The following is a 26,438-nucleotide window of genomic DNA, read 5'->3' on the forward strand; positions in this document are numbered from 1 at the left end:
CCCCCCCTGGGGTATCACGATTCGTGATGCCCCCATGCGATCCGGGGGCTTAGCAGGACGCCGGCGGGCCGCTACAGTGCGGGCATCCCCACCGGAACCCTCATCGTGCTGTCCATTATTCAAATCCGGGAGCCGTCCCTGCCGGCTATCCCTAGCCTTGCCCGAGGCGCACGCCCATGATCGACGTCCTGGTCATCGGCGGCGGCAATGCCGCCCTGTGCGCGGCCCTGATGGCGCGCGAAGCAGGCGCCAGCGTGCTGCTGCTGGAAGCCGCCCCGTGCGAGTGGCGCGGCGGCAACTCGCAGCACACCCGCAATCTGCGCTGCATGCACGACGCGCCACAAGACGTGCTGGTCGATGCCTATCCCGAAGAGGAATACTGGCAAGACCTGCTCAAGGTCACCGGCGGCCTGACCGACGAGCGGCTGGCTCGCCTGGCCATTCGCGCCTCGTCGACCTGCCGCGACTGGATGCGCAGCCACGGCGTGCACTTCCAGCCGCCGCTGTCAGGCGCGCTGCATGTGGCGCGCACCAATGCCTTCTTCATGGGCGGCGGCAAGGCGCTGGTCAACGCGTACTTCCGCAGCGCCGAAGCCCTTGGCGTCAAGGTGCGCTACAACGCCCCGGTGGACGCCATCGAGATGGACGGCGACCGCTTCAAGGCCGCCCGCATCGGCAGCGAGCGCATCGAGGCGCGCAGCTGCGTGCTGGCCGCCGGCGGCTTCGAGTCCAACCGCGCATGGCTGCGCGAGGCCTGGGGCCAGAACGCCGACGGTGACTGGCCGGCCGACAACTTCCTGATCCGCGGTACGCGCTTCAACATGGGCGTGCTGCTCAAGTTCATGATCGAAGCCGGAGCGGACGCCATCGGCGACCCTTCCCAATCGCACTGCGTGGCCATCGACGCGCGCGCGCCGCTGTACGACGGCGGCATCTGCACGCGGGTGGACTGCGTCTCGCTGGGCGTGATGCTTAACCGCAATGCCGAGCGCTTCTACGACGAAGGCGAGGATTTCTGGCCCAAGCGCTACGCCATCTGGGGGCGGCTGGTCGCGCAGCAGCCCGGGCAGATCGGCTATTCGATCATCGACGCCAAGGCCGTGGGCCGCTTCATGCCGCCGGTATTCCCGGGCGTGCGCGCCAACACGCTGCCGGAACTGGCGCGCCAGCTCGGGCTGGACGAGGCCACCTTCATGCGCACCATCGCGGACTACAACGCGGCGTGCCGCGTCGGCACCTTCGACCACACCGTGCTGGACGACTGCCACACCGAGGGCATTGCCCCGGCCAAGACCCACTGGGCGCGGCCGATCGATACCGCACCGTTCTTCGGCTATGCCCTGCGCCCCGGCATCACCTTTACCTACCTCGGCCTCAAGGTGAACGAGCACGCCGCCGTGCACTTCGGCGGCAAGCCCAGCGCCAACCTGTTCGTGGCTGGCGAGATGATGGCCGGCAACGTGCTCGGCAAGGGCTATACGGCAGGTGTCGGCATGGCCATCGGCACCGCCTTCGGGCGCATCGCCGGCACCCAGGCCGCCGCCGCCGCGCTCGGGCGGCCCGGTCACAACGTATTCCAGGAAAAACAGCATGCAACATCTTGAAGCGCTGACGCGCGAAGCGGCGGCGCTGGCCCAGGGCGTGCTGCCGCTCACCGGGGACGAGGCCGAGGTCGGCCGCGTCATGCAGATCTGCAATGCCTGCCGTTATTGCGAAGGCTTTTGTGCGGTGTTTCCCGCCATGACGCGCCGGCTGGAGTTCGGCAAGGCCGATATCCACTACCTGTCCAACCTGTGCCACAACTGCGGCGCTTGCTACCACGCCTGCCAGTACGCGCCGCCGCACGAGTTTGCGGTCAACGTGCCGCAGGCCATGGCCAAGGTGCGTGTCCAGACATACTCCGACTACGCCTGGCCCGCCGCCCTCGGTGGCCTGTACCGCCGCGCCGGCCTGGCCACCGCGCTGGCGCTGGCAGCCGGGCTGGGGTTGTTCCTGGTGATGGTGCTTGCCATGCGTGGCAGCCTGCTGCACGCACCGCTGGCCGGCAACTTCTACGCCATCTTCCCGCACAACCTGCTGGCGGCGATGTTCGGCATGGTGTTCGGCTGCGCGGTGCTGGCGCTGGGCGTGGGCGTGACGCGTTTCTGGCGCAGGGTCTCGCCCGGCGAGCTGCAGGGCGAGGCGCGCGGCCCGGCCATCGGCGGCGCGGCGCACGATGCATTGCGGCTGCGCTACCTGGGCGGCGGCCACGGCCAGGGCTGCAACAACGCGGACGACGCGTTCACCCTGTGGCGCCGGCGCTTCCACCATTTCACGTTTTATGGCTTCATGCTGTGCTTTGCCGCCACGGCGGTCGCCACGCTGTACCACTACCTGCTGGGCCTGCACGCACCGTATGCGCCCACCAGCCTGCCGGTGCTGCTGGGCACGGCCGGCGGCATCGGCTTGCTGATCGGCCCGGCGGGCCTGCTCTGGCTCAACCTGAAGCGCGACCCGCGCACCGGCGATGCCGCCCAGAAGCCAATGGACCGCGGCTTTATCGCGCTGCTGTTTTTCACCAGCCTGACCGGGCTGGCGCTGCTGGCCTGGCGCGACACCGCGGCCATGGCGCTGCTGCTGGCGGTGCACCTGGGCGTGGTGATGGCGTTGTTCCTGACGTTGCCTTACGGCAAGTTCGCGCACGGCATTTACCGCTGCGCGGCGCTGCTCAAGTGGAATATCGAAAAAGGCCGGCCCAGCAACCTGGCGCTTGGTCGGCCCGATTGAGGTGTTGTGGGCTGGAAGTCAAAAGCAACTGCAGTTTCACCACCCCTGCGGGGCGGCGACCTACTTTCTTGTCTTGCCAAGAAAGTAGGCAAAGAAGGCGCGCCGGATGGGGCGACTACCCCCTCGGGCTTCGGCGAAAAGAGCGGCCGGGACCCAAACTCGCATCGCCTTAAGGCGATACTCAGACATGGGTCCCTCGTTTCCGCACTTTTCGCCGAATCCCGAGGCGCTCCATACGGCCTAGGTACACCTTGACGGCTCGCTTCGCATCGCGTTGGGGTGTGGCCCGCCCTTCGGGCGCTTCACACGGCTACCACCATGGGTTGAACTTGCCGCTGGTTGGCTCTCCTCTCCCACTTGTGGGAGAGGGGCGGGGTAGAGGGCGGGTGCTCGCTATTGCGATGTCCCTCGCGCTCCTGTTTGCTTCAGCTAGCGCTCACCGGCGTGAACGTCGGCACCGGCGGCCCGTCGTCCGTTGGCGTGAACGTCAGCTTTACTTCCTGCCCGATGCGCACGGTATCCAGGTCGCAATCCACGATGTTGGTCATCATGGTCACGCCTTCTTCCAGCGTCACATAGGCAATGCAGAAGGGCGTGGGGCCGGCACGGCGGGTGACGCTGAATGAGTAGATGGTGCCCCGTCCCGAGGCCTGCTTCCATTCTGTCTCGCCCATGCAGAACGGGCACAGCGTGCGCGGGTACCAGTGGGGCTTGCCGCAGGATTTGCAGTGCTTGACCAGCAGGCGGCCTGCGCGGGCGGCTTCCCAGAACTCGGTGTTGTCCGGGGCAACCTGCGGCGCTTTGAGGGGAGTGGCGGTGTAAGGTGTGCTCATCTTATTACTCCCGTTCCAGGATGACGGTGGCGCTGCCGTGGCGCGAGCCGAGGTAGCCGCCGGTGCCTTGGGCCAGGGCCAGGTCGCAGTTCTTGACCTGCACGGCGGGATGGGCTTCGCCGCGCAGTTGGCGCACCGCTTCGATCACCTTGGTGATGCCGCCGCGGTTGGCCGGGTGGTTGTTGCACAGGCCACCGCCGTCGGTGTTGAAGGGCAGCTTGCCCACGCCGGAGATCAGGTTGCCGTCGGCCACGAACTTGCCGCCTTCGCCCTTCTTGCAGAAACCCAGGTCTTCCAGCTGCATCAGCACGGTGATGGTGAAGCTGTCGTAGATCGAGGCGTACTTGATGTCGGACGGGCGGATGCCGGCCTCTTCAAACGCGATCGGGCCGGAGATGGCGGCGCCCGACCAGCTCAGGTCGACCATGCCGCCGAGCTGGCCCTTGACGGCTTCACCGGCGCCACGGATCTTCACCATGGGGCGCTTGAGCTTGGCCGCGATTTCCGGGCGGGCGACGATCAGCGCGCCACCGCCGTCGGACACCACGCAGCAGTCGAGTTTGCGCAGCGGATCCGAGATCATCGGCGAATTCAATACGTCCTCCACCGTCACCACATCGCGCAGCATGGCGTGGGGATTGTGCTGCGCATGGTGGGAGGCCGCCACCTTGATCCAGGCAAGCTGTTCGGCAGTGGTGCCGTACTGGAACATATGGCGCATCGCCACCATCGCGTACAGGTTCACGGTCACCGGGCTGAACGGCGCCTCGAACGGCTGGTCGGGCAGGTTGGCGCCCCAGTTGCGCGCCTGCGTGCCGCTCGAGCCTTCCGAGCGCGGGCGGCCTGCCAGCGTGATCAGCGCCACATTGCACTTGCCGGCGGCGATGGCCTGCGCGGCGTGCGAGACGTGGACGATATACGCCGAGCCACCGGTATCGGTGGAGTCGACGTGGCGCACCTTCAGGCCGAGGTAATCGACCATATTGAGCGCGCCAAGGCCAGGCGCGTCACCCGCGCAGAAGTAGCCGTCCACGTCCTGCAGGGTGAGGCCGGCGTCTTCCAGCGCGCCCTTGGCGGATTCGGCGTGCAGTTGCGCGACGGATTTGTCCGGTGCCTTGCGGGTCGGATGCTCGTAGGCTCCGACGATATATGCCTTGCCGTTGATGCTCATGGGTCTCCCTGGTTGTTGTCCCGGATACGTTGGTGTGCGGTGATGACGATGGACGATGGACGATGGGCTATGGACTATGGATATAGCCGAAGTCTTGTGTTCTTGTTTGGTGCCGCGAGCGTCAAGGCGCGCGCCCGTACTGGTCGCGCAGATCGCGCTTGAGCACCTTGCCGATGGCGTTGCGCGGTAGCTCCTGCGACAGCTCCAGCGCGGCCAGGCGCTGCATTTTCTCCAGCCGGTCATTCACCCAGTCCAGCAGCGCGGCGGCTTGGGCGATGGCGCCGGGCCGCAGCACCACGAAGGCTACGGGTGTTTCGCCCCAGCGCTCCGAGGGCACGCCGACCACCGCCGCGTCCGCGATGTCGGGGTGCCCGAGCAGCACCGCTTCGATGTCGCTCGGGTAGATGTTGAAGCCGCCCGAGATGACCATGTCCTTCTTGCGGTCCATCAGGATGAGGAAGCCGTCGGCATCGAAGTAGCCAACGTCGCCGGTGCGGATGAAGCGCTTGCCGGTGGCGTCGAACCACTCGGCCTCGGCGGTCTTCCCGGGATGATTGTGGTAGCCGGACATCATCGCGGGGGAATGCCCGACGATCTCTCCCGGCGTGTCGCGCGGCGCATCGGCGGGGAGCTCGCGGCCTTGATCGTCCAGCAGGCGCATATCGGTGTCGGGCGAGGGACGCCCGACCGTATGCAGCTTGTCCGGGTGCTCATGCGCGCGCAGCTCGCAGCGCCCGCCGCCCTCGGTCGTGCCGTAGTACTCGATTAGCGCGCCGGGCCAGCCTGCCAGCACCTGGGCCTTGAGCGCGGCGGCAAAGGGCGCGCTGGTACAGAACTTATAGCGGAACGATGACAGATCGGTGCTGGCAAAGTCGGGGTGGGCCAGGATGCGCTGGTATTGCACCGGCACCAGCATGGTATGGGTGACGCGGTGCCGCGCGGCCAGCGCCAGGTACTGGCCGGCATCGAACTTGCGCATCAGCACCACGGTGCCACCCAGCGACAAGGTGGGGAACAGGCTGACCAGTGTGGTGTTGGAGTACAGCGGCGTGGACAGCAGCGCCACGGTGTCCGGGCCGTAGCCACCCTGGGTGGCGCGCTGCACATGCGACGAGCGCATGCCGAACGGCTGGATGATGCCCTTGGGCACGCCGGTGGTGCCGGAGGAATAGATCAGGTTGAAAGCCCAGTCGGGCTGCACGTCGACCGGAGCCGGCCGGGCATCTTCGGGGGCCAGCCACTGGCCAAAGGCAAGGCCCGCGTGGCTGTCGTCCAGCGCGATGCAGGGAATGCCAAGCTCGGCCTCCAGCCCGTGCAGGGCCTGGTGCGTGCTGGCATCGATCAACAGCCGGCGCGCCCCCGAGTCCTGCACCATGCCGCGCAGCGTCTGCGGGTTGAGCGAGGGCGACAGCGGTGCCACCGCCACGCCCGCCCGCAGGCAGCCGAGGAAGGCGGCGACGTATTCGATCGACGTCGCGGCGCAGATGGCGACGGCGCCTTGCGCCGGCACACCGTCTCGCTGCAGCGCGGCGGCAACGCGGTCGGCAAGCCGGTTGAGGCTGGCGAAATCCACGCTGCGTTCGTCCAGCACCACGGCCGGATGCCGCGGCCGCAGCGCGGCTTGGGCGTCGACGAGGGCGGCGAGAGGGGTGAAGTCAGTGCTTGTCGGTGACATAGGGCTGCCGTTGGGCTCTTGGGGGTGTGCTTGGGTGTCTCATTCATGGCTGGCCTGCCGCAGCTGTGAAAGAGTGTCGCGCCTTGTGCCGGGTTCGACAATTTGGCTTTTTGGAAGAGGGGCTTGCCGGGAATCTTTGTTGCGACGCACAAATTAGTGCGCAGGGGGCAAGCCAGGGGACAAGCGAGGGGAGGGGCGCTGCGCAGGCAGACGGAGAGAAAACCAACTTGCGGGGTGGCCCTCGATTGAGAGCCACCCTATGGCGGAATCAGCCCATGGCCAGGGCCGCCGCGCTCATCTGCTGCTCGGGCGAGGTCTTTTCCATGGCCTTGACCAGCGCGCCACTGGCGCTGGATATCGCACCGGAAATCGAACCCATGGCCTGGTTCAGCGCTGCCAGGCGGACCTGCTTCTGGTCGGCGGAGAGGTTCTGGGCCGAGGCCACGGCTTGCAGTTCCTGCTGCTTGCGCGCCAGCTCTTCGCGCAACTCACGGATTCGCTTGAGCAGGTCCTTGGCCGTATCCGGCAGGTTGCTGTTGTCGATATCACTGTTGCGGCCGCTGGAGCCGCCCGGCTTGCCTGCCGCCAGCGTGCGGCCAGCCGATGAGAGATCGACATGGATGCCACTGGACGGCTTGGCGCCGCCCGACTGGCTGGCGGGCGTTGCCTGGCTGGTGGTGGCAAGGCTGGCTGCGCCGGCCAGGGCCGTGGCGGCGGCAAACTGGCCGCTGGAGGAGGACGCCGGATCGATCGTGCTCATCGGATTTGTTCCTTCGGGTAGTGCGCGAACGCACGGGAGGCGGCCGCGCGCGGCGCACCTGGGGGTACCCGGGATTAACGAACACGTGAAGCAGATCTGTAGGGCAACGCAGGTAATTTTGTGATGCGGGCGGCGCCAAATGCAGTAATAAGTTATTTATAAGGCTCAAAATGCCGTTGCCACGGGACGCGCCTTGCGATAAAGGATGAGGGTGGCCAGCAGCCCGCATGCCGCGGCAAAGCTCATCCAGTAGCCCGGCGCGGCCTTGTCGCCGGTCACCTCGATCAGGTAGGTCGAGACCGCCGGCGTAAAGCCGCCAAACACCGCCGTGGCAAGGCTGTAAGCCAGCGAGAAGCCGGCCACGCGCACCTCCACCGGCATCACCTCGGTCAGGGCCACCACCATGGCGCCGTTGTACATGCCAAAGAGGAAGGACAGCCACAGCAGCACGATCAGCATGCGCTCGAAGCTCGGCGCGCCCGCCAGCCACGACAATGCGGGATAGGCAGTGGCCAGCGCGATGGCCGAAATGGCCAGCAGGATAGGGCGGCGGCCAATGCGGTCGGACAGGGCGCCGCCGATGGGCAGCCAGATAAAGTTGGAAATGCCGACGCAGAGCGTGACGGCAAGGCTGTCGGCCGTGCTGAGCTTGAGCACCGTCTTGCCGAACGTGGGTGTATAGACGGTGATCAGATAGAAGGTGGTGGTGGTCATTGCCACCAGCAGCATGCCGGCCAGCACCGTGCGCCAGTTGCGCAGCATGGAGTCGAATACCTCGCGCGTGCTCGGATGGTGGCGGCGGGTACGGAACTCCTCGGTCTCCTGCAGCGAGCGGCGCAGCACGAAGAGGAACGGCACGATCAGGCAGCCGATAAAGAACGGAATGCGCCAGCCCCATGCGCCCAGTTCATCGGTCGTCAGCCAGTGGTTGAGCCCGAAGCCGAGCCCGGCTGCCACCACGATGGCGATCTGCTGGCTGGCCGACTGCCAGGCGGTATAGAAGCCCTTATGGCCCGGCGTGGCCATTTCAGCCAGGTAGACCGACACCCCGCCCAGCTCCGCGCCCGCCGAGAAGCCCTGCAGCAGCCGCCCGATCAGCACCAGCAGCGGTGCCAGCACGCCGATGCTGGCATAGCCCGGCACGAGCGCGATCAGGATGGTCCCGCAGGCCATGAGCGACAGCGTCACGATCAGGCCCCTGCGGCGTCCCACCTTGTCGATGTAGGCACCCAGCAGGATGGCGCCGAGCGGGCGCATCAGGAAGCCCGCGCCAAACACGGCGAAGGTCAGCATCAGCGAGGCGAACTCGCTGTTTGCCGGAAAGAAGGTGTGGGCGATGTAGGTGGCGTAGAAGCCGAACAGGAAGAAGTCGAACTGTTCGAGGAAGTTGCCGCTGGTAACCCGCAGGACCGCGCCCAGCTTTGAGGATCCAGGCACTGCCGCGCCTGCCATTTCCGCTTGCATCGCCAGTCTCCTTCGCCGCGCCGTCCCGGCTATCCGCCGCCTTTTGCGAAAGGTCGGCTAGCCTGCGCGGGCGCGCTTGTGCTGGTCAATATATGCCTTGCAAGCCGCCAGCGCCAGTCCCTCATCGATGGGCAGGTTGATGCCGCGCGTGACCGCGCGCAGCGATGCGGTGACCGCAATCGCTGAATGCCGCCGCGCAGCAGGCGGGCATTGCGATAGGGCGTACGCCGATGGTGTTGCCGATGCGCATGAGCGGGCAGTTGCAGGTGGTGTTGCCGGAGCATGTGGCTGATGGGGCGCTTTGAATTGCTGCCCGGTATCCTGTGTCGCGGTGACCGTTAGCACGAACCCGCAGCAACATGTTCGTTCCAAGCGTCTGCAATCCAGTCCAGGGCGGTGGATAAGCGTCTGACTTCCATGAGCAGTTTCCCGGTGGTTTCCGTGCACACGTGTTCGTAATCGGCCGAGACATTTTGAGTTGTTGGTCTGGGTATCTATTTGTTATTTGTTAAATCAATTTTCAAAAATAAGAAATTTAATTAATATTATTGTTAATGGAATTAACTTCTATTTTGCGAATGCCGGAGAAGGGCGGCGCAGCGCTTCCCTAACTCGCCGCAAGGGCGCTCGAGTGAGCGCGGAAGCCGTCAAGCCAGACTTCGGTGGGGTATTGGGCAGTTGGTTTCCCGCCGTTATCCAAGCGGGGCAACGGCGTGCTTATCGCCCCCGTAAATTGTGGCTTAGATAAAGCAGGAGAATCATGGGTCGTATTCGTCTTGCCGGGCTGTTCCTGGCGTTGTGTTCGTTGGCTGGTTGTGCTGTCGTGCAGAAACCAATTCCTGCTTCGGCAAAGCTCTTTGATGATCGGACGAGCACGGTCGCGGTGGCAGTGCAAAAGCTGCCAGAACCTAACCAGAACATGATCGGGGCGCAGGGGATCCTTGACTACGCCATCAACAAGGCCAATGCACAGGCAATCGTGGAGCGTTTGCAGCGGCAGGACTTCTCGTTGGTAAAGGGGCTGCCGCAGGAACTGGCAAAGGGGCTGGAGTCCCGCCAGGTCAAGGTCGTGCTGGTGGCAGCTCCCGTGGATACGGAGCAGTTGAAGAAGTTTACGGAAGGTTCCGGTGACGGTATTGCTGAGATGGACTACCGGCCTTTGGCTAAGCAGTATGGCGCGGATCGGTTGCTGCTGGTGGCGCCGCGCTGGCTGGGCACGTCGCGTAGCTACTATGGTTTCATGCCGCTGGGAGCCCCGGAGGGCTATGTATCGCTGGTGGGGCAGTTGATCGATCTGCATACCAATCGGCTGCAATGGTACGAGCCGGTGACTGTCAACACCCCCGTGACCGGCGAATGGGATGACGCGCCGGAATATAGCAACCTGATGAAGTCGGTGGACGCGAGCACGCGGGCTGCGACCTCGAAACTGCGCGCGGCGCTATTTATCGAGCAGATGACAACGGCCACAGGCGCCGCTGTGTCTTCAGGTGCCACGGCGCAATAGGCATTGGCAATGCCATCCTGCCGCGCGCGAGCGCCGCGGCAGTGCGCTGGCGCCCATCATCGAACGGGTGCCAGGAATTCGCTGGCCGTGGCCGCAACAAGGCCCGCTTGCTTTTTCCTTTCCAATCCCTGGCGACCTCTTCCTAGGGTAATCCCCAATATGCCGTATCATCACGCCCGGGCGTCGCGCCGCCGGGCGTTTTGCCGTCCTGGGGCCGCGAGCGTGCCCCATCGCACTTTTTCAGGAAATCCGGGACAAAGCCAAGGTGCGCCGGCAGCCTGCCGGGCGCCAGATCGCCGCCACAGGGTGCTGATTTGATCACATTGAATAAACAGGGGCCACTGGTAAGTGGCCTCGGAGACATCCGGACGCTTTGTCGGAGCGCCCGGATTGCCAGGTATTGCAGGAGTTGCTTTTGTCCTTGAACGAAACCCAGCGCAGAACTGAAGTTGACCTGATTCGCGGCATCGCGCTGATTTTCATCGTGGTTGACCATGTGAACGGCAGCGTGCTGGCCGATTACACCATCCGCAATTTCGCGTTCTTCGATGCGGCGGAGATCTTTGTCTTCCTGGCCGGTTATTCGGCAGGGGCGGCCTACGTCGCCATGGAGGCGCGGCACGGCGCCTCCGCCGCGCAGAACCGCCTGATCCGCCGTAGCTGGGAGATCTACAAGGCGTTCGTGCTGACCGGCGTGCTGATGCTGGTGTTCGGCCTGTTGCTGGCGCTGGCCAAGGTGCCGGCGCCCGCGATCCGGTCCACGGAGGCGCCGATTTTCATGGCGCATCCGTTGAGCACGCTGATCGAGGTGTTCAGCGTGGCGCGGCAGCCCTTTGTGTCGGACGTGCTGCCGATGTACGCGGTCTTCATCCTGTTTGCGCCGCTGGCGATCCGCATGGCGCGCGCGATGCCACTGACGTTTGTCGGCGCCAGCGGGCTGCTGTGGCTGATGGCGCCGATGCTCACGCCGCTGTTGCCTAGCAGCGATGGCAACGGCTGGAGCTTCAACCCCTTCGCGTGGCAACTGCTGTTTGGGCTGGGCCTGATGGCGCGCCTGCGCCCCGATGTGATCCTGCCGCGCCAGGCGCTGGTGCGCTGGGTGGTGACGGTGCTCGCCGTGGCGATGACGCTGGCCGGCGTGCTGCTGGCTTACCTGTGGATGCGTCCGCATGTGTACGAGCCATGGCTGCCCACCTGGCTGCCGGCCATGGTCTTCCCGCTGCCCAAGAAGAGCCTGGCGGCGCTGCGTATCGCGAGCTTCCTCGGGCTGGCCTGGCTGTGCTATCTGGCTGTCCGCGCGGGCTGGGTGGCGCGGCTGGCGACGGTGATGGGGCCGGTGGTGCAGATCGGCCGCCACAGCTTGTTCTGCTTTGTCTTTGGCGCGGTGGTGTCGGTGGTGATCGAGGGCTCTACCTACGGCATTGCCGGCGGCCGGCCGTCGCGGCCGATCGCGCTGGGCGGCGATATCGTGGCCGTGGCGCTGTTGCTGGTGATTGGTGGCTGGTATGGGCGGCGCAAGGAGGGACGCAAGGAAGCGCGCAAGCAAGAGAGCAGGGAAGGGCGAAGGGAAGAACGAAAAGAAGTGCAAAAGGCTGCCGCCTGAGCAGCCTTCGCCGGTTTGCGTCCGGGTGCGGTTACGCCGTCATTCCTTGATATCCGCCTGGCGGATTACCTGCTTGTACTTATCCAGCTCCGCACGGATAAAGGTGCCGAACTCCTGCGGGGTACTGACGATGGGATCCACCCCGAGCGTTTTCAGCCGGCTTGTCACCTCCGGCTGCACCATGGCCTTCTGCAACGCGGCATAGAGCTTGTCGATCACCGGCTTGGGCGTCTTCGCGGGCGCCAGGATGCCGTACCAGCCTGAGGTCTGGAACTTCGGAAACCCTTGTTCGGCAAAGGTGGGCACATCCGGCAGGTCCGGCTGGCGCGTTGCGCGGGCAATGGCGATGGCGCGCAGGTTGCCGCTGCGCACGTGGGGCATGGCGGATGCCGCGGTATCGAAGATCATGTCGACCCGGCCCGCGATCACATCGGGCAGCAGCCCCGATCCTCCCTTGTAGGGCACATGCAGCAGGTCGATCCCGGCCTGGCCGCGAAAGATCTCGCCGGACAGGTGCGGCGGCGTACCGCTGCCGGCGGAGCCGTAAGTCAGCTTGCCGGGGCTGGCCTTGGCGGCCACCAGCACATCCTTCAAGGTCTTGTATGGCGTATGCGTGTTGACCACCAGCAGTGTCGGCGCCGAGGCCAGCAACGACACCGGCTCGAAATCCTTGATCGGATCGTAGGGCACCCGCGCATACAGGTTGGGGCTGATGGCGTGCGAGGCAATCGAGCCGAGGAACAGCGTGTAGCCGTCCGGCGCGGCATGGGCCGCGGCTTCCGCGCCGATCATGGTGCCGGCGCCGGGGCGGTTGTCGATGATCACCTGCTGGCCGAGCGCGTCGGACAGTTTCTGGGCGATCGGGCGCGCCACATTGTCGTTGCCGCCGCCGGGCGGGAAGGGCACGATCAGCTTGATCGGGCGGTTGGGGTAGTCATCGGCGCGGGCGGTGGCCGGCATCCAGGCGAGGGCGGTGGCGGCCGTGGCCAGCGCGGCTGCCGCCAATGCGGGAAATCGTCTTGCAGTCATCTTGTCTCCTCCCCCGTTGCCAGGGTGGGTTAGTTCTGTCTTTTTGCGCTTTTTTGCTTTAGCCAGTGCCCGGCGCGATCAGCCTTCCGAAACCGCCACCGGCCGCCCCGTGAGCGGGTAGCTGGGGTCGCTGTAGCCCGGCGTGGACGCGTGGCCGGGGCGCACCAGGGCGTCGACCATGGCTTCCTCTTGCGGCGAGATCGCCACGCCCACGGCGCCGAAGTAGTCCTCGAACTGGGCCAGCGTGCGCGGCCCGGCGATCACCGAGCTGATGATGGGGTTGGCGAGCACCCAGGCCGTGGCGAACTGGCCCAGCTTGAGGTCGCGTGCCTGCGCATGCTGCTTCAGCGTCTGCGCAATCACCAGCGACTCCTCGCGGAACTCTGTCTCCATCATGCGGCGGTCCGCGCGCCCGGCGCGCGAGTCCTGCGGCGGTTGCTGGCCGGGCAGGTACTTGCCCGTCAGCACGCCACGCGCGATCGGGCTGTAGGACACCACGCCCAGTCCGAAATGCTCGCAGGCCGGCAGGATCTCCACTTCGGGCATGCGGTTGAGCAGGTTGTAGTAGGGCTGGCAGACCGCGGGGCGGGGCACATTGAGCATGTCGCACAGGCGCGCGATCTCAGCAATGCGCCAGCCGCGGAAGTTCGACACGGCCCAGTAGCGGATCTTGCCGGCGCGGATCAGATCGCCCATGGCGCGCACGGCTTCTTCGAGGTTCTCGCCGGCGTAGTCGCGGTGCAGGTAGAGGATGTCGAGATAGTCCGTGGCCAGGCGGCGCAGGCTGTCTTCCACGGCGCGCATGATCCAGACGCGCGAGTAGTGCGAGTGGTTGGGGGCGGCCTGCATCGGGTTGCCCAGCTTGCTGGCCAGGACCCAGTCCTGGCGATCGCCCGCCAGCAGCTTGCCCACCATCGTTTCCGATCCGCCCAGGCTATACATGTCGGCGGTATCGATGAAATTGACGCCATGCGCGCGGGCGCTGTCGACGATGCGGCCGGCCTCGGCCTCGTCGGTCTGGTCGCCAAACATCATGGTGCCCAGGCACAGGGCGGACACCTGCAGATTGCTGGCGCCCAGGCGCCGGTATTGCATCTTGAAGTCAGACATCTCGAATCTTCCAGGAGAGAAATAAATGCGATGCGGGCCTGTTGCGGCTTATTGCGCCTGCTTGAAGCGCGCCGCCAGTGCGTCGGTGGCCAGGCGCAGCAGGGTCATGTCGGTGCCCACCGCGACAAAGCGCGCGCCCATGTCGATGTACTGCTGGCCCTGCGCTTCGGTGGTGAGAATGCCAGCGGCCTTGCCGTTGGCGCGGATGCGGCGGATCGCGGCGGCGATGGTTTCCTGCACCTCGGGATGCTGGATGTCGCCGAGGTGGTTCATGTCGGCGGACAGATCGCTCGGGCCGATGAACACGCCGTCCACGCCGTCCAGCGCGCAGATCGCGTCGACGTTGCGGATGGCTTCCAGCGATTCGAGCTGCACCAGCACGCAGGTCTGCTCCTGCACGTTATGCAGGAAATCCTTGATGCGGCCAAAGCCGCCGGCGCGCGTGCCGCTGGCCACGCCGCGCATGCCGCCCTTGGGGAAACGGCTCCACGCCACGGCGTTGGCGGCTTCCTCGGCGTTTTGCACATAGGGCAGCAGCAGCGATTGCGCGCCGATATCCAGGCAGCGCTTGATCCACAGCATGTCGTTCCAGGGCGGGCGCACCACGGGATGGCTCTTGGTGCCTTCGGTGGCCATCAATTGCGTGTGCAGGGTGGAGATGTCATTGGGCGCATGCTCCATGTCGAGCAGCAGCCAGTCGAACTGCGAGCGTGCCACCAGTTCCACTACCTGGTAGGAAGACAGCGAGCACCACAGGCCAATCTGCGGCTGGTCAGCGAGGATGGCTTGCTTGAAAGCGTTGACGGGAAGTTGCATGGAAAGTCTCCGGGGGTTCGGTTGTTGAAGGTGCGGCCATGTACTGGCGTGCCGGCGTGCCGGCGTGCCGGCGTACGGATGCGCGGATGCGTTCACATGTCCAGCTTCAGGCCGCTCTCGCGGATCAGGTCGGCCCAGCGTGTTTTCTCTTCGCGGACAAACGCCTGTGTGGCTTCGGGCGTATTGCCGACCGGCTCCGCGCCGAGCTGCGCCAGGCGCTGGCGGATATCGGGCTGCTGCAGGATGCGCACCACATCGGCGTTGATCTTGCGGATCACCTCGGGCGGGGTGCCGGCGGGCGCGAGCATGCCCTGCCAGCCACCGGCGGTAAATCCCGGCACGGCCTCCGCCACTGTCGGCACGCTGGGCCACTCGGGATTACGCTCGCGGCTGGTGAAGGCCAGCACGCGCAGCTTGCCGCCGCGCACGTAGGAGGCGCTGGCCACCATGCTGTTGAACATCAGGTCAGCCTGCCCGCCCATCACGTCCACATTGGCCTGCGCACCGCCCTTGTTGGGCAGGTAGAGCCAGTCGATGCCGAGCTTGCGGGCGAACTGCAGGCCGGCCAGGTGCGGGCCGCTGCCGATGCCGGTGGTGGCCCAGTTGAGCTTGCCCGGATGCGCGCGGGCGTAGTCCACCAGCTCCTTGAGCGAGTTCGCCTTGGTCTGCGGCGAGACCAGCAGCATGTAGGGCGAGTAGGTCAGCGTGACCACCGCGCTGAAATCCTTGATCACATCGTATGGCAGGTTTTTGTAGGCCACCGGCGCGATCACGAAGTTGGACAGGTCGCCCAGCAGCAAGGTGTAGCCATCGGGCGCGCTCTTGGCGACGTTGTCCGTGCCGATATTGCCGCCGGCGCCGGTGCGGTTCTCCACCACCACGGGCTGTTTCCAGGTTTCCTGCAGCTTGCTGCCAAGCAGGCGGGCCAGCACGTCGGAGGCACCGCCCGGCGCATAGGGCACCACCACGCGCACCGGGCGCTGCGGCCAGGGCGCGGGGCCATCGGCGCTGGCCGGCAGCGCCAGCACGGTGAGCGATGCGGCCGCCAGCAGGGTGATCCATTTGCGCAGCATGATTGTCTCCTTTGTTGTTTTGTTTTTCTTTCAGGCTGTTTGCGGCGGCTTTGGCGCCATCGCGATCGCCTGCAGCATGGCTTCGGTCATGCTGCGCGGATCGGCCACGCCCTTGCCGGCAATGTCGAACGCGGTGCCGTGGTCCACCGAGGTGCGCACCGCCGGCAGGCCGATGGTGACGTTGACGCCGGCTTCCAGCCCCAGCACCTTGACCGGCCCGTGGCCCTGGTCGTGATACATCGCCACGACCAGGTCGAAGTCGCCGCGGGTGGCGCGGTAGAAGAGGGTGTCGGCCGGCAGCGGGCCATCCACCAGCCAGCCGCGGGCACGGCAGGCTGCCACGGCGGGGGCGATTTTCCCGGCTTCCTCGCCGCGCCCGAACAAGCCGTTCTCGCCGGCGTGCGGGTTGATGCCGCACACCGCCACGCGTGGCTGGGCGATGCCGCTCTTTTGCAAGGCCTGCACGCCGCGCGCGATGGTGCGCTCGACCAGGCCTGCATTGATCTTCTCCACCGCATCCAGGATGCCGATGTGCGTGGTGACATGGATCACCCGCAGGTTCGGCGCCAGCAGCATCATCGAGACCTCGTCGGTGCCCGTGAGCGCGGCCAGCATCTCCGTGTGGCCGGGGTAGCGGTGGCCGCTCAGGTGCAGGGCCTCCTTGTTGAGCGGCGCGGTGCAGATTGCATCGACCTTGCCGGCCTGCACGAGCTCCACGGCACGCGCGATATAGCGGTAGGCGGCATCGCCGCAGATGGCCGAGACCTTGCCGTAAGGCGTGTCGGCGGGGATCAGCGCCAGGTCGATGCAGCCGAGGGTGCCGGGCTCGAACGTGGCTTCGTCGGGGTCGGTCACCGGCACGATGCGCAGCGCGGTGCCGGTGTGGCGGCAGGCGTCTTCCAGGCGCGCGGCGTCGCCCACCACGAAAGGCCGGCATTGCGCATAGAGCGTGCCGTCGGCCAGGCACTTGACGATGATCTCGGGGCCAACGCCAGCGGCGTCACCCATGGTGATGGCAATTCTCGGTCGATACATGGAGGGCTCGCTGAGGCGGGTGTTGGCAGGGCTGGCCTGCTCCGGATGCGTGGGGCTGGCGCGCATGGCATCGGCAGGAGACGCCAGCGCGGTGGTCTGGCGCAGGTGCGCCATGCAGGCCAGCAGCGTGTCGCGCTGGCCAAAGGCGCCGGCCTTGATGCAGACCGGCACCGTGTTGTTGTCGTGATCGAAGCCTGCCGTGCCCGTTGCGTCGCGCAGCTGCGCGCGGGCGCTGGTCACGCCGGGCACCAGTGCGCGCACATTGGTGAGCTGGCTTACGCCCAGCATCTCCAGCACAGCGCGCGCGCTTTCCCCGCCAGACAGCACCAGCCCCGCCGCCACCTGCGCCAGCGGAGCGGCGAAGCGGGCCAGCGCGGCGCACAAGGCGCTGCCGTCCAATGCCGGGTCGGCCGGGCCTTCGACGTGGATCACCACATCGCGGCCCAGCGCCAGCGCGTTAGCGGCTTGCTGGCGCTGCGCGAGCCAGGCGGTGGATGCCGCGCCGTCAACTAGCAGGCGCGGCGAGCAGGGCACCGGCAGGCAGGTGGCGGACAGCGCCTGGATCTGTTCGGCGGCAAGTGCCGACATGCTGCCGATGACAGCGAGCCGGCCAGTGGTTGCCTGGGCCGTGGCACCGGCCGCGCGTGGGGTGTCGGGGTTTGCTTGCGCGGGCGCCATCGCCACATGCGCGGCCAGTTGCCGCGCGAGCCCGGCAGAGCCAGCGGCCAGCACGGGCCCGGGGCGGGACGCGATCAGCGTGGCCAGCAACGCGAGATCGTCGTCGGTTTGCGCATCGCACACGAGGGCGTCGCATGCGCGATCCAGGCCAAGCGGTGCGGCACCGGCGTTGCCCAGTGCCCGCAAAGCCGGCAGCGTCAGCACGCTGACCCGCAGGCCGGCCGTGCGCAACAGCGTAGGCAGATGATCGCTGGCGAGGCCCAGCGTGGACCACAGCCTGGTGCCTGACAGCGGCTTGCCATCCAGGTAAGCCCGGCCCTCGCGCAGCGTGCGGCCCTGCGCCGGAAACGCCGGACAGACCCAGATCGGGCCAGCGGCCCCAACGGCGTTGCGCGCCGCTACCAGCTCGGCGCCGATATGGCCGCGCAGCGTGGAATCGAGCTTGTGGAAATGCAGGCAGTCCAACGCCGCTGCGCTATCCAGCGCGCACGGGCCAAAGCCTTCGGCAAAGGCCTGGGCGAACACCTGCGCGGCTTCGGCGGCGGGGCGTGCCCGCGAGTGGGCATCGAGCGCCTGGATCCGCCCCTCCCGTGCCGTGCAAGCTGCACCGGCATCTTGCGCGCGCATCCGCACTTCGCCGCTGCCATTGCCGGCGAACGCCGCCACGCTGTCACACGCGCCGGAGAGATCGTCGGCAACGATGCGCACGGCGGCGAACCTTGGTGGGGGCACGGCTGTTGGCATGAGTCTGAGCGTGATGAATCAAGGGGAAGGCATGGGGGATGGCGTCTCCTTCGCCCCTGCCTCTCTCGTTTGCTGGTTTGCCGTATCTCAGTGGGATATGGTCTTTAATGCACTTTTATTGCTGTTTCAGTGCGGTGGATCTCAACATGCAGCCGATATTACACGCCGAATCAAAAAAATGCATGCAATTATTTGCTTTGGCATTCACCTTGGGAAAAATGCGCAGCCATTGACCTTTGCTGCATAATGCTTTCGCCAGCCCGGTCCAACCGCCCGCAAAGGGCAGCGATGCCGGGTCTTCTTCTCACCAGAAATGTCGATCGCAGAGATGTCACAGGAATTGCCCGCGCTCCCGCCGGACCAGGACGACCAGCCGCTTTCGCAACGGGTCTACCAGGCCATGTTGTCGGCCATCATCAGCGGGCAGCTAAAGCCGGGGGAAGTGGTCAACGAAATCCGCCTCGCGCAGGAGCTCGGCGTCAGCCGCACGCCGGTACACACGGCGATTCGCGAACTGGTCAAGGATGGGCTCGTCACCCAGGAGGCGAACCGGCGCCCGGTGGTGGCGCGCTTCTCGCGCGAGGATATCCGCGAGGTGTTCGATATGCGCAAGCTGCTGGAGAGCGAGGCGGCTCGCATCGCCGCCGCGCAGCTGGACCGCGTCACGCTCAAGGCGCTGTCCGACGCGGCCGACGCCATGGATGCCGGTGCCGCCGCCAGCGTGGACGATGCCGAGGCATTGGTGCGCTGGGCCGATTTCGACGACAACTTTCACCTGGCCATCGCGGACGCCTGCGGCAGCAAGCGCCTGCGCGAGGACATCCTGCGCTACCGCCTGCTGCACCACGGCCTCAACCAGCTGCGCATGCGTGCCGAGCTGATTCCGCAGGCGCTGGCCGAGCACCGCAAGATCCTCGACGCACTGGCCGCGCGCGATGGCGACGCCGCCAGCCGCGCCATGCAGGAGCACCTGCATGAGTGGCAGGCGTATTACATGCAGCGGTTTCCGCTGTAGGGCTTGGGCAGCGGCTGCCCGAACGTAGCCGGAGCAGTGCCAGCAGCGCCACCATCGACAGCGCGCCGGACAAGCAGAGGGCGGCGCCCGGCCCATATTGCGTAAGGACGAGGGCAAAAGCGATGGGCGCGAACGCCTGCGCCGTCCTCCCAAACACCGCAAGCCTTCCCGTCACCGCGCCGTACCCGCTTGCCCCGAACAGTGCCAATGGCAGGACGCCGCGCGCGACTGAGATCATGCCGTTGCCCGCGCCATGCAGCACGGAAAAGAGCGGTCCCAATCCCGACGCCATGCAAGGAACGTTGCGACGTGGTTTGGTCTGGCAAACGACAATGTGAGGCAAGTGCTTGTGAAAGGGCTGGGACGGATGAAAACCGTTTTTGAAACGCTGACCCCTTCAAATTTCGTCCGCTACTCTGAGACCGCCCTTGAGTATGTTGGGTGCGTCGCCAAGCCTGGGGCGGAACGGCGCCAGCTACTGGCAGCAGTCTGCAAGCCAGATGTGAGAACGCACACCATCGCGGTGGCATTACGTTTCTGTGAAATACAAAATGATGACGACAGGCAAGATTCAAAATTGTTAACAATTGCCCATGAGGTCTCGCATTTCCAAGATACAATGGATACTACCGATTATTACTACAGTCTTTGGAATGCAATTGCATATGCCAGAAAAAATCGCATCTGTGTATTAAAAATGCCGATAATGTGGCGGGATACATTGTCGTTCATGGCGCGATTCCTGATGCTTTTGGTGCTTTTGCTCGCGATAAATAGCGCTTTTGCTTGTAAACCAGAACAGCATTTTAACGCAAACTTCTCAGATGCCTCTGATCAACTGAGTGAATCCGAGGCGGGAAATCTCGCATTGTGGATTAAAGGCTTGCAAAATGACTACTCAAATCATGATTTGTTTGTAATTGCATCTTATGTGAAAAATGCCAGCCAAGGTGTGGACTCCGCCGCGCGCAGAACAAAATGGTTAAAAGACTTTCTTGTCGCGGCGGGTGAGGACGAAAATAGTATTTTTTCTGCTGGCACGCAGATATATAAGCCTGAGAACTTCCTTTACACGAAGATCACGCCATCAACATTAATTATAGAGTTCGTTCCAGACTGCCCAAATCCCTGTTGCCTTGGCTCGGACCCCGTAAAGGAGAAGTGATGGATAAGCGTGGGGCACTCCCCTGGAGGGGGGCATTGGATTAGACACAAGTCACTCGTGACCATTTTCCCGGGCGTACTCGATGCCGGCGGCGAAGTCCATGAAGCGTTGCAAGCCCTGCCAGATTGTCTTGAGCCCAGGTTCGCGATCACCCTTGCGCGCGAGGAAACCGCCGAGCCTTGCTACCAGTCGAACCACTTCATTGAGACTTGGCGGCGTCTCGGGCTACTCCTTCCTGTGAGAGTGAACGCCGCTTGCCACTCAAGGGAGTGCCAGCCAGCCGGCGCCAAGCAGCTATGCTGTCGTCCGCCGCGAAATGAGATTATTCATTCCCCTGCAGAAGAGCTCCGTCTGGGGCTGCCGTAGATCTTCAGGGTCACCGGTGGGACTCCAGCGGGTTGGGATGGATTGTGGAGATGACTGGCAAGGCTTATTCGCCCAGCGCGATGCCGTCCTTGCGTTTGTCCGATGCGCCGAGCAGGTCGCCGCACGCACTGCGCATGACGATCTGGGCGCCGCCGAAATCGCTGCGCCCGCCCAGTTCGCCAAGCCCTGCGGGATCGCTGTAGCCAGCATCGCGCAGGGCTTGCACGATGGCCGGCGGCATGCCGGCTTCGATGGCCAGGGCGGTGTCGGATTCCAGCCGCCAGCGCGGGGCATCCAGCGCGGCTTGCAGGGGTTGCTGCCAGGCCGCCAGCCTTACCAGCAACTGCAACTGGCCTTGCGGCTGCATCAGCCCGCCCACCACGCCGAAGCCCGCGTGGAAGCGCCCGCCGCGCAGGGCCGCGCCAGGCACCACGGTGTGATACGGGCGCTTGGCCGCAGCGGGGCTGTTGATATGGCCCGGCCCGGCAAAGCCGAAGCCGCGGTTCTGCAGCACGAAGCCGCAGCCGGGCACGGCGATGCCCGAGCCGAAGCGCTTGAAGATGCTGGTCATCAGCGTGACCGCCAGGCCGTCGCGGTCCACCACCACGGTGCATACGGTGTTGCCGGCCGGGTCTGCCACGGTTTCCTTGGCGTACTGCATGGCGCGGCCCATGGCCCGCACCGTGCGCAGCACGGCTGCGGGATCGTCCTCGGACAGCATGGCAGGATCGAGTTCGCCGAGTTCGTCCAGCGCGTGCAGGATGGCCACGCCATGCGTATTGGGCGGGCATTCCAGCACCGTCAGTCCGCGGAAATCCGTGGACACGGGCGTGCAGAAATCGCCCCGGTGGGCAGCGAAGTCGGCGGCAGCCAGCGCGCCGCCCGCGTTGCGGCTGGCTGTTTCGGCGGCCTGGGCGGGCTGGCCGAGGTAGTACGCATCGGCTCCCTCGGCGGCGATGGCGGACAACGTGGCGGCCAGCTCCGGATTGCGGAAGGTTTCGCCGGCCGCAGGTGGGCGGCCGGCGCGATAGAGCGCGGCGCAGACCGGGTCGTGGTGCAGCACGCGGTCGAACAGCGCCCATTCCCGCGCCGCTACCGGCGCGACCGCAAAGCCGTCGCGCGCTAGCGCAATGGCGGGCGCGAACAGCCGTTTCCAGTCCAGCCGGCCGTAGCGGCGGTGCAGGTCCTCCCAGCCGCGCACCGCGCCGGGCGTGGTCAGCGAGAGGGCGTGGCGCTCGGGGATGCGCTGCCCGGGCAGGGCCGCCAGCGCATGCATGGGGAACGCGGCCGGCGCGCGCCCGGTGCCGTTGTAGCTGACCGCGTGGCCATCGGGCTCGACGATCATGGCCAGCATGTCGCCGCCGATGCCCGTTGCCATCGGCTCCACCACGCCCAGGATGGCATCGGCAGCGAGCGCCGCGTCAATGGCGCTGCCACCTTCACGCAGCACCTGCAGCGCGGCCTCGGCAGCGAGCGGGTGGCCGGTGGCGACCATGCAGTGCGGCGCGCGCACGCCCTCGGCGGTGTTGGCACGGTTGGCGCAAGCTGTGGTTGTCATGCGTGGCGCTCCAGGAGAATCAGATCAATCGGGTTTGACACAATGGCGGGCGTGAGCGGCAACGCAGCGCCGCAAGGCCACAGCGCACGCCGTCGATGCGGCCTGCTGGTCAGCGCCGAAGCGGCGCCGTAGCTGGCGTGGCGCCGCGGACCCTATTCGGCCATAGTTCCGGCCACCGGAACGGCGGCCTTGGCCGGGCTCGCCTGGGCTTCCCAGGACACGGCGATGTCGCCGGTGACGAAGGTCTGGCAGGCCATGCGGTAGCCCTCGCCAAATTGCGCCTCCGTCAGGTGCTTGCGCTCTTTTGGCTTGATGGCGTCGGTGAACTCGAGCCCGCGCTCGATCTTGCACTTGCAGGTGCCGCACAGGCCGCCGCCGCACTTGAAGGGGATGCCGCCTTTCTCGCGCAGGGAAACGCGCAGGAGGTTGCTGTTCTCGGGGGCGCTGACGACCTTGCCGTCGTTGCTGACAAAGGTGATTTCAATCATGGAAACGGTCCGATGGCATGAGGGGGCTGCCCGGCGCTGCGCCGGTCATACTCGGTGGATTCAGTCGGTCGCTAGCCAGTCACGCGCATGGACATCACGCTTGACCAGCGTGATGTCCATGCTGCCGAAGGTGGCCAGGCGCGTGAGCTCGTCGCGCGCGCCCTGCAGCGTGTCGAACTGCTCGAGGAACTTGGAGGGCACGTAGTTGATGGTGGGGGCCGGGCGGCTCGCGGCATCGACGTCTTCGCTGAACTCCTCCACAACCTTCACCTTCACCGGGTGCGCTATTTCGGCGATGACGAAGTGCGCCGTCTTGCGGCCGTAGAAGAGATAGTCGTAAGCCTCGACGGCCAACAGCCCCTCTACCAGTTCGGTGCGAAACTGCCCCGGCTTGCTGCTGAGTATTACGTACATGACTGCGCTGCCTGGTGGATGCTGGTGGATTACTGCGCGTTGCCGGGGGTGCTGGCTTGCAGGACATTGGCCCCGCCGCTGGTGCTGGCCGTGCTTTGCACTGGCAGTTCGTCCTGGATCAGCTCGATGTCATGCTCCAGCCAGATCTGGCAGGTCAGGCGATAGCCTTGCTCCAGCCGGTCTCCGAGCTGCTTCTTTTCCTTCCAGTTCGGCGGCGGCAGGTGCTCGGCGCCGGCGATCACGCGGCACGCGCATTTGGAACACTTGCCCATGCCGCACTCGTAGCGCAGGTTCGGATACGGAAACTGCTTGATCCCGGCGCGCACCACCAGGTTGGTGCTGGGCTTGACCTCATCCTCGAAGGTCTGGCCGTTCTTGTGAAATACGACTTTAGGCATACAACGTTTCCGCAAGCGGTCTGGTGTGTCAGGGGCGGCCGGGCGGATGCGCACCGGCCGCGTGTCATCGCAGGATCTGGCGGCTGCTTCAGGCCGCCATGTCCAGTTCAGGCAGGGGGATTTCCTGCGCGACATAGTCGTGATAGAGGGCGGTGGTGTAGAGCAGGCGCATCTGGGCGCCGATCTCGCAGATCTTGAGGCAGCGCTGCTGCAGCTCCGGGGTGTTGGCGTGTTCCAGCACGATCTGGTAGCCGCGTTCGCCGTGGATTTCATCGGAGACGATATGCAGGTCGAAGAATTCGACTTCTTCGTCGGTGAAGTTGTACTTGTCGCGCAGGGTGGGGGTCTGCTTGCGGTAGATCGACGGCACTTGGGATTCCAGCCCGACGACCAGGCCGGCGACAGCCACGATGGGGTCTTCGCGCATGGCTACCGCGTAGCACCAGCTTTGCAGGCCACGGGTGGTGGGCGACATGTTGTCGGGGTCGAGCACGCGCTCGCGGGTGGTGCCGCAGGCCTGGGCAAAGCGGATCAAGAGGTCGGTGTGGCGGTCGCCGCCGATTTCTTCCTCATACATATTGGCCAGCAGGAAGTCCTTGGCTTCGGTGAAGCGGTCGGGGGTGCGAGCGTAGATATAGGCGAGGTAGTCGGCGAAGGGGCCGACGTAGTGATAGTGGTTCTCGGCCCAGCGGGCGAGGTGGTCGCGGGAGAGTTTGCCGCTGGCCCAGGCCACGCTGAAGGGGGCTTTGTTGGCGCTCTTGCCCTTGATGGCGTTTTCAAGGGCGGCACGGAAATCATCACGGTTCATCAGTTCGGCCATCGGGGGCTCCTGGGGGAACGAGTTCAGGGTTGTGAGGGACTGCGTGGTAGCTATCGTTTGATAAGTGTATACTATCTACAATTATAAGAAAGGGGTAGTGGTCGGTGTAGTGGTCGGTAAAGCCAATAGGGAATAGGGCCGATATGCGGCCCGCATGCCGGCCGCATCGCATTCAAGCGGCTCGGGCTCCACCCGCCGCCTCGATCTGCCGATAGGCGAAGCCCGCCAGCGCCACATCCTCCAGCCCCACGCCCACGGACTTGTAGATCAGGATGTCCGTGTCGTTGCCGCGCGGCTTCACGCTGCCGGTCACCACATCGGCTAGCTCGACGACCTTGTCGGCCGGCAGCACGGCGGGATCCGCCAGCACGATGTCCCCGGCCTCGCGCATGGATTGCGGGCGCCACTCCACCACCAGCCGGGCCGCACGGGAGAGCGCCACGTCGTCCAGCTCGCGGGTGTGCGGCAGGCTTGACCCGATGGCCGCGACGAAGGCGCCGGGCTTGAGCGAATGGCCGGAGAACAACGGCGTGGTGGAGCGCGAGGCGGTGACCACGATGTCGGCCTGGGCCACGGCCTGGTCCGGCTCGGCAAGGTCGACCGGGATGCCGCACTGCCGCGCCAGGCGCTCGGGCGTGGCGGCATCGGCATACGGGTCGGACAGCAGGATGCGCTTGAGCGGCAGGGCGGCGGCGAGCTGGCGGGCATGCTGCACGCCTTGCGTGCCAGCGCCGAACAGCGCCAGCACTTCGGCCCCCGGCCGCGCCAGGTACCGGGCGGCCAGCACCGAGCAGGCAGCGGTGCGCAGCCGGGTGATCGCGCCCGCATCGAAGGATGCCAGTGGCCGGCCATCGTCGGTGGAGAAGATCAGGATGACAAAGGAAAACTGTCCCTTGATGGTGGTGTAGACCTTGGCGCCGGCCACCTGCTGCTCGGGAATCACCGCGCCCAGCGTGGACAGCTTGACGCCGCCGGCCTCGGTGCGGATACGCTCCTGCATGGCGGCCTTGCCTTGGCCGAAGCTGCGGAAAGCGTCCAGCATCACTTGCTGGGCGTCAGCGGGGCTGACGTGGCGGTCGATCATCTCGTCGGTGATATGCAGCATGGTCTGTTTCCTGGCGTAGCGGGAATGGTGGGGAGCGTAGGGTCTAAGGTGAGGCGAGAGGAGGCGAGGTGAGGCGTCAGGCGGGCAGGGCGAGCTTGACCAGCACGCCAATGGCGCCGGCTGTGCAGAGCGCCAGCAGCAGCGTGCGCACGGCCTTGGCCGAAAAGCGGTTCTTGAGGCGATTGGACACGGCAAAGCCGACCAGCAGCATGGGCGACAGGCTCAGGCTGAGCCACAGGTCCACCAGCCCGAAACGGCCGGTGGCAGCCAGCATGGCCAGCGAAAACGCCGCGCCGGCACACAGGATGCAGCCGATGGTGGCGCGCAGCTGCGGCGGCGGCAGGTGCTGCATGACGATGGCAAAGGGCGGTGCGCCCGCCGAGGTGACTGTGCCCATGAAGCCCGAGGCGGCACCGGCCACCGCCATGTTCAGGCCGGATGCCTGCACCCGCCAGCCCAGCAGGCTCAGCGCCACTGCAGCCAGGATCGACAGCGCGAACACCAGCGCCAGCACTTCGGCCGGCAACTGCGTCATCGCCGCCACTGCCACCACCGTGCCCGCCGCGCGGCCGGCCAGGGCATTGCCCGCCGTGCGCCAGGCAATGGCACGGAACTCGCGTATCGCACCCAGCAACGAGACCAGCCCGCCCATGGCCAGCAAGGGGCCCGGGGCCAGTTGCGGGAAAAACAGCACGGCCACAGGCGCCGACACCATGGAGAAGCCGATCCCGCCCACGCCTTGCAGGCAGGCGCCGCACAGGATCAGCGCACCCATCAGGCCGAATTGCCAGGCGGTGGTGCCGGCGGGAAGAAGGGTGGAAAGTGTCATGGTGGCTTGGATTGAA

At 65.8% G+C, this 26,438-nt stretch carries 25 protein-coding genes; 7 read left to right on the forward strand and 18 right to left on the reverse strand.

Translation table 11 applies throughout. The features are described 5' to 3' along the window. Positions 1-176 precede the first annotated feature (176 nt). Together tcuA and tcuB are read left to right on the forward strand one after the other, a co-directional pair. Positions 177-1,604, forward strand: coding sequence for an FAD-dependent tricarballylate dehydrogenase TcuA (gene tcuA / locus A9975_RS10625; RefSeq protein WP_183032655.1), 1,428 nt, complete (start codon positions 177-179; stop codon positions 1,602-1,604). Further along, positions 1,591-2,766, forward strand: coding sequence for a tricarballylate utilization 4Fe-4S protein TcuB (gene tcuB, locus A9975_RS10630; RefSeq protein ID WP_183032656.1), 1,176 nt, complete (start codon positions 1,591-1,593; stop codon positions 2,764-2,766). Before tcuA ends, tcuB begins: the two co-directional genes overlap by 14 nt. A 425-nt stretch (positions 2,767-3,191) precedes the next feature. Here tcuB and A9975_RS10635 read toward each other — a convergent pair whose 3' ends face one another. The 5 genes from A9975_RS10635 to A9975_RS10655 all read right to left on the reverse strand — a co-directional run bounded on the left by A9975_RS10635 (position 3,192) and on the right by A9975_RS10655 (position 8,669). Then, a complete protein-coding gene (locus A9975_RS10635; protein WP_183032657.1) occupies positions 3,192-3,599 on the reverse strand; it encodes a Zn-ribbon domain-containing OB-fold protein in 408 nt (135 codons plus the stop codon). Positions 3,600-3,603: 4 nt separating this feature from the next. Further along, positions 3,604-4,770 (reverse strand): thiolase domain-containing protein, encoded by a 1,167-nt coding sequence (locus tag A9975_RS10640; protein WP_150988223.1) that lies wholly within the window; start codon positions 4,768-4,770, stop codon positions 3,604-3,606. A gap of 121 nt (positions 4,771-4,891) precedes the next feature. Next, positions 4,892-6,445 carry a class I adenylate-forming enzyme family protein gene (locus A9975_RS10645; RefSeq protein WP_183032658.1) on the reverse strand — a complete coding sequence of 518 codons (1,554 nt, stop codon included), beginning with the start codon at positions 6,443-6,445 and terminating at the stop codon, positions 4,892-4,894. A gap of 268 nt (positions 6,446-6,713) precedes the next feature. Then, on the reverse strand, positions 6,714-7,205 hold the full coding sequence (locus tag A9975_RS10650; protein ID WP_183032659.1) for a hypothetical protein: 492 nt from the start codon (positions 7,203-7,205) through the stop codon (positions 6,714-6,716). A gap of 165 nt (positions 7,206-7,370) precedes the next feature. Then, on the reverse strand, positions 7,371-8,669 hold the full coding sequence (locus A9975_RS10655; RefSeq protein ID WP_255503155.1) for an MFS transporter: 1,299 nt from the start codon (positions 8,667-8,669) through the stop codon (positions 7,371-7,373). Positions 8,670-9,429: 760 nt separating this feature from the next. Between A9975_RS10655 and A9975_RS10660 the strand changes: the two genes are divergently transcribed. Together A9975_RS10660 and A9975_RS10665 are read left to right on the forward strand one after the other, a co-directional pair. Next, the gene (locus A9975_RS10660) at positions 9,430-10,176 is read left to right on the forward strand and encodes a hypothetical protein (RefSeq protein ID WP_183032660.1); all 747 of its coding nucleotides are present in this window, start codon (positions 9,430-9,432) and stop codon (positions 10,174-10,176) included. A 415-nt stretch (positions 10,177-10,591) separates the two neighbouring features. After that, the gene (locus A9975_RS10665) at positions 10,592-11,779 is read left to right on the forward strand and encodes an OpgC domain-containing protein (protein WP_255503156.1); all 1,188 of its coding nucleotides are present in this window, start codon (positions 10,592-10,594) and stop codon (positions 11,777-11,779) included. 39 nt (positions 11,780-11,818) lie between these two features. Here the strand turns inward: A9975_RS10665 and A9975_RS10670 are convergent, their stop codons facing one another. The 5 genes from A9975_RS10670 to pdxA all read right to left on the reverse strand — a co-directional run bounded on the left by A9975_RS10670 (position 11,819) and on the right by pdxA (position 18,264). Continuing rightward, the gene (locus A9975_RS10670; protein ID WP_183032662.1) at positions 11,819-12,808 is read right to left on the reverse strand and encodes a tripartite tricarboxylate transporter substrate binding protein; all 990 of its coding nucleotides are present in this window, start codon (positions 12,806-12,808) and stop codon (positions 11,819-11,821) included. Positions 12,809-12,886: 78 nt separating this feature from the next. Next, entirely contained in the window at positions 12,887-13,918 is a 1,032-nt protein-coding gene (locus tag A9975_RS10675; protein ID WP_183032663.1) for an aldo/keto reductase, read from the reverse strand. Between the two features lie 48 nt (positions 13,919-13,966). After that, the gene (locus tag A9975_RS10680) at positions 13,967-14,734 is read right to left on the reverse strand and encodes an HpcH/HpaI aldolase/citrate lyase family protein (RefSeq protein ID WP_183032664.1); all 768 of its coding nucleotides are present in this window, start codon (positions 14,732-14,734) and stop codon (positions 13,967-13,969) included. Between the two features lie 92 nt (positions 14,735-14,826). Beyond that, complete coding sequence (locus A9975_RS10685; protein WP_183032665.1) at positions 14,827-15,807, reverse strand: tripartite tricarboxylate transporter substrate binding protein; 981 nt, start codon at positions 15,805-15,807, stop codon at positions 14,827-14,829. A gap of 30 nt (positions 15,808-15,837) precedes the next feature. Next, a complete protein-coding gene (gene pdxA, locus A9975_RS10690; protein WP_183032666.1) occupies positions 15,838-18,264 on the reverse strand; it encodes a 4-hydroxythreonine-4-phosphate dehydrogenase PdxA in 2,427 nt (808 codons plus the stop codon). On the opposite strand from pdxA, the gene A9975_RS10695 reads away from it, so the two are divergent. The 3 genes from A9975_RS10695 (at position 18,263) to A9975_RS10705 (ending at position 20,444) form a co-directional block, all read left to right on the forward strand. Further along, entirely contained in the window at positions 18,263-18,511 is a 249-nt protein-coding gene (locus A9975_RS10695; protein WP_183032667.1) for a hypothetical protein, read from the forward strand. The genes pdxA and A9975_RS10695 overlap by 2 nt on opposite strands. A gap of 81 nt (positions 18,512-18,592) precedes the next feature. Further along, a complete protein-coding gene (locus tag A9975_RS10700) occupies positions 18,593-19,279 on the forward strand; it encodes a GntR family transcriptional regulator (protein ID WP_183032668.1) in 687 nt (228 codons plus the stop codon). A 253-nt stretch (positions 19,280-19,532) separates the two neighbouring features. Then, positions 19,533-20,444, forward strand: a complete 912-nt coding sequence (locus tag A9975_RS10705; RefSeq protein WP_183032669.1) for a M35 family metallo-endopeptidase — start codon at positions 19,533-19,535, stop codon at positions 20,442-20,444. Between the two features lie 51 nt (positions 20,445-20,495). Here the strand turns inward: A9975_RS10705 and A9975_RS10710 are convergent, their stop codons facing one another. From A9975_RS10710 to A9975_RS10745, 8 genes are all read right to left on the reverse strand, one after another. Beyond that, positions 20,496-20,642 carry an IS4 family transposase gene (locus A9975_RS10710; protein WP_370564343.1) on the reverse strand — a complete coding sequence of 49 codons (147 nt, stop codon included), beginning with the start codon at positions 20,640-20,642 and terminating at the stop codon, positions 20,496-20,498. Positions 20,643-20,874: 232 nt separating this feature from the next. After that, on the reverse strand, positions 20,875-22,368 hold the full coding sequence (locus A9975_RS10715) for a gamma-glutamyltransferase family protein (protein ID WP_183032670.1): 1,494 nt from the start codon (positions 22,366-22,368) through the stop codon (positions 20,875-20,877). A gap of 152 nt (positions 22,369-22,520) precedes the next feature. Next, the gene (locus A9975_RS10720) at positions 22,521-22,856 is read right to left on the reverse strand and encodes a 2Fe-2S iron-sulfur cluster-binding protein (RefSeq protein ID WP_183032671.1); all 336 of its coding nucleotides are present in this window, start codon (positions 22,854-22,856) and stop codon (positions 22,521-22,523) included. A 60-nt stretch (positions 22,857-22,916) separates the two neighbouring features. Continuing rightward, entirely contained in the window at positions 22,917-23,270 is a 354-nt protein-coding gene (locus A9975_RS10725) for a ferredoxin (RefSeq protein WP_183032672.1), read from the reverse strand. Positions 23,271-23,299: 29 nt separating this feature from the next. After that, the gene (locus A9975_RS10730; protein WP_183032673.1) at positions 23,300-23,668 is read right to left on the reverse strand and encodes a 2Fe-2S iron-sulfur cluster-binding protein; all 369 of its coding nucleotides are present in this window, start codon (positions 23,666-23,668) and stop codon (positions 23,300-23,302) included. 88 nt (positions 23,669-23,756) lie between these two features. Then, positions 23,757-24,488, reverse strand: coding sequence for a TenA family transcriptional regulator (locus tag A9975_RS10735; protein ID WP_183032674.1), 732 nt, complete (start codon positions 24,486-24,488; stop codon positions 23,757-23,759). Positions 24,489-24,660: 172 nt separating this feature from the next. Next, entirely contained in the window at positions 24,661-25,593 is a 933-nt protein-coding gene (locus A9975_RS10740; protein WP_183032675.1) for an ornithine cyclodeaminase family protein, read from the reverse strand. A gap of 76 nt (positions 25,594-25,669) precedes the next feature. Further along, the gene (locus A9975_RS10745) at positions 25,670-26,422 is read right to left on the reverse strand and encodes a sulfite exporter TauE/SafE family protein (protein ID WP_183032676.1); all 753 of its coding nucleotides are present in this window, start codon (positions 26,420-26,422) and stop codon (positions 25,670-25,672) included. Between the last annotated feature and the right edge of the window lie 16 nt (positions 26,423-26,438).

This window comes from Cupriavidus sp. UME77 (assembly GCF_014170355.1).
Taxonomy (GTDB): domain Bacteria; phylum Pseudomonadota; class Gammaproteobacteria; order Burkholderiales; family Burkholderiaceae; genus Cupriavidus; species Cupriavidus basilensis.

What these genes read in the sequence shown, in the direction of transcription:
- tcuA (WP_183032655.1), top strand. Translation starts at nt 177, where the DNA reads ATGATCGACGTCCTGGTCATCGGCGGCGGCAATGCCGCCCTGTGCGCG.
- tcuB (WP_183032656.1), top strand. Translation starts at nt 1,591, where the DNA reads ATGCAACATCTTGAAGCGCTGACGCGCGAAGCGGCGGCGCTGGCCCAG.
- A9975_RS10635 (WP_183032657.1), bottom strand. Translation starts at nt 3,599, where the DNA reads ATGAGCACACCTTACACCGCCACTCCCCTCAAAGCGCCGCAGGTTGCC.
- A9975_RS10640 (WP_150988223.1), bottom strand. Translation starts at nt 4,770, where the DNA reads ATGAGCATCAACGGCAAGGCATATATCGTCGGAGCCTACGAGCATCCG.
- A9975_RS10645 (WP_183032658.1), bottom strand. Translation starts at nt 6,445, where the DNA reads ATGTCACCGACAAGCACTGACTTCACCCCTCTCGCCGCCCTCGTCGAC.
- A9975_RS10650 (WP_183032659.1), bottom strand. Translation starts at nt 7,205, where the DNA reads ATGAGCACGATCGATCCGGCGTCCTCCTCCAGCGGCCAGTTTGCCGCC.
- A9975_RS10655 (WP_255503155.1), bottom strand. Translation starts at nt 8,669, where the DNA reads ATGCAAGCGGAAATGGCAGGCGCGGCAGTGCCTGGATCCTCAAAGCTG.
- A9975_RS10660 (WP_183032660.1), top strand. Translation starts at nt 9,430, where the DNA reads ATGGGTCGTATTCGTCTTGCCGGGCTGTTCCTGGCGTTGTGTTCGTTG.
- A9975_RS10670 (WP_183032662.1), bottom strand. Translation starts at nt 12,808, where the DNA reads ATGACTGCAAGACGATTTCCCGCATTGGCGGCAGCCGCGCTGGCCACG.
- A9975_RS10675 (WP_183032663.1), bottom strand. Translation starts at nt 13,918, where the DNA reads ATGTCTGACTTCAAGATGCAATACCGGCGCCTGGGCGCCAGCAATCTG.
- A9975_RS10680 (WP_183032664.1), bottom strand. Translation starts at nt 14,734, where the DNA reads ATGCAACTTCCCGTCAACGCTTTCAAGCAAGCCATCCTCGCTGACCAG.
- A9975_RS10685 (WP_183032665.1), bottom strand. Translation starts at nt 15,807, where the DNA reads ATGCTGCGCAAATGGATCACCCTGCTGGCGGCCGCATCGCTCACCGTG.
- A9975_RS10695 (WP_183032667.1), top strand. Translation starts at nt 18,263, where the DNA reads ATGAGTCTGAGCGTGATGAATCAAGGGGAAGGCATGGGGGATGGCGTC.
- pdxA (WP_183032666.1), bottom strand. Translation starts at nt 18,264, where the DNA reads ATGCCAACAGCCGTGCCCCCACCAAGGTTCGCCGCCGTGCGCATCGTT.
- A9975_RS10700 (WP_183032668.1), top strand. Translation starts at nt 18,593, where the DNA reads ATGTCACAGGAATTGCCCGCGCTCCCGCCGGACCAGGACGACCAGCCG.
- A9975_RS10705 (WP_183032669.1), top strand. Translation starts at nt 19,533, where the DNA reads ATGCAGCACGGAAAAGAGCGGTCCCAATCCCGACGCCATGCAAGGAAC.
- A9975_RS10715 (WP_183032670.1), bottom strand. Translation starts at nt 22,368, where the DNA reads ATGACAACCACAGCTTGCGCCAACCGTGCCAACACCGCCGAGGGCGTG.
- A9975_RS10720 (WP_183032671.1), bottom strand. Translation starts at nt 22,856, where the DNA reads ATGATTGAAATCACCTTTGTCAGCAACGACGGCAAGGTCGTCAGCGCC.
- A9975_RS10725 (WP_183032672.1), bottom strand. Translation starts at nt 23,270, where the DNA reads ATGTACGTAATACTCAGCAGCAAGCCGGGGCAGTTTCGCACCGAACTG.
- A9975_RS10730 (WP_183032673.1), bottom strand. Translation starts at nt 23,668, where the DNA reads ATGCCTAAAGTCGTATTTCACAAGAACGGCCAGACCTTCGAGGATGAG.
- A9975_RS10735 (WP_183032674.1), bottom strand. Translation starts at nt 24,488, where the DNA reads ATGGCCGAACTGATGAACCGTGATGATTTCCGTGCCGCCCTTGAAAAC.
- A9975_RS10740 (WP_183032675.1), bottom strand. Translation starts at nt 25,593, where the DNA reads ATGCTGCATATCACCGACGAGATGATCGACCGCCACGTCAGCCCCGCT.
- A9975_RS10745 (WP_183032676.1), bottom strand. Translation starts at nt 26,422, where the DNA reads ATGACACTTTCCACCCTTCTTCCCGCCGGCACCACCGCCTGGCAATTC.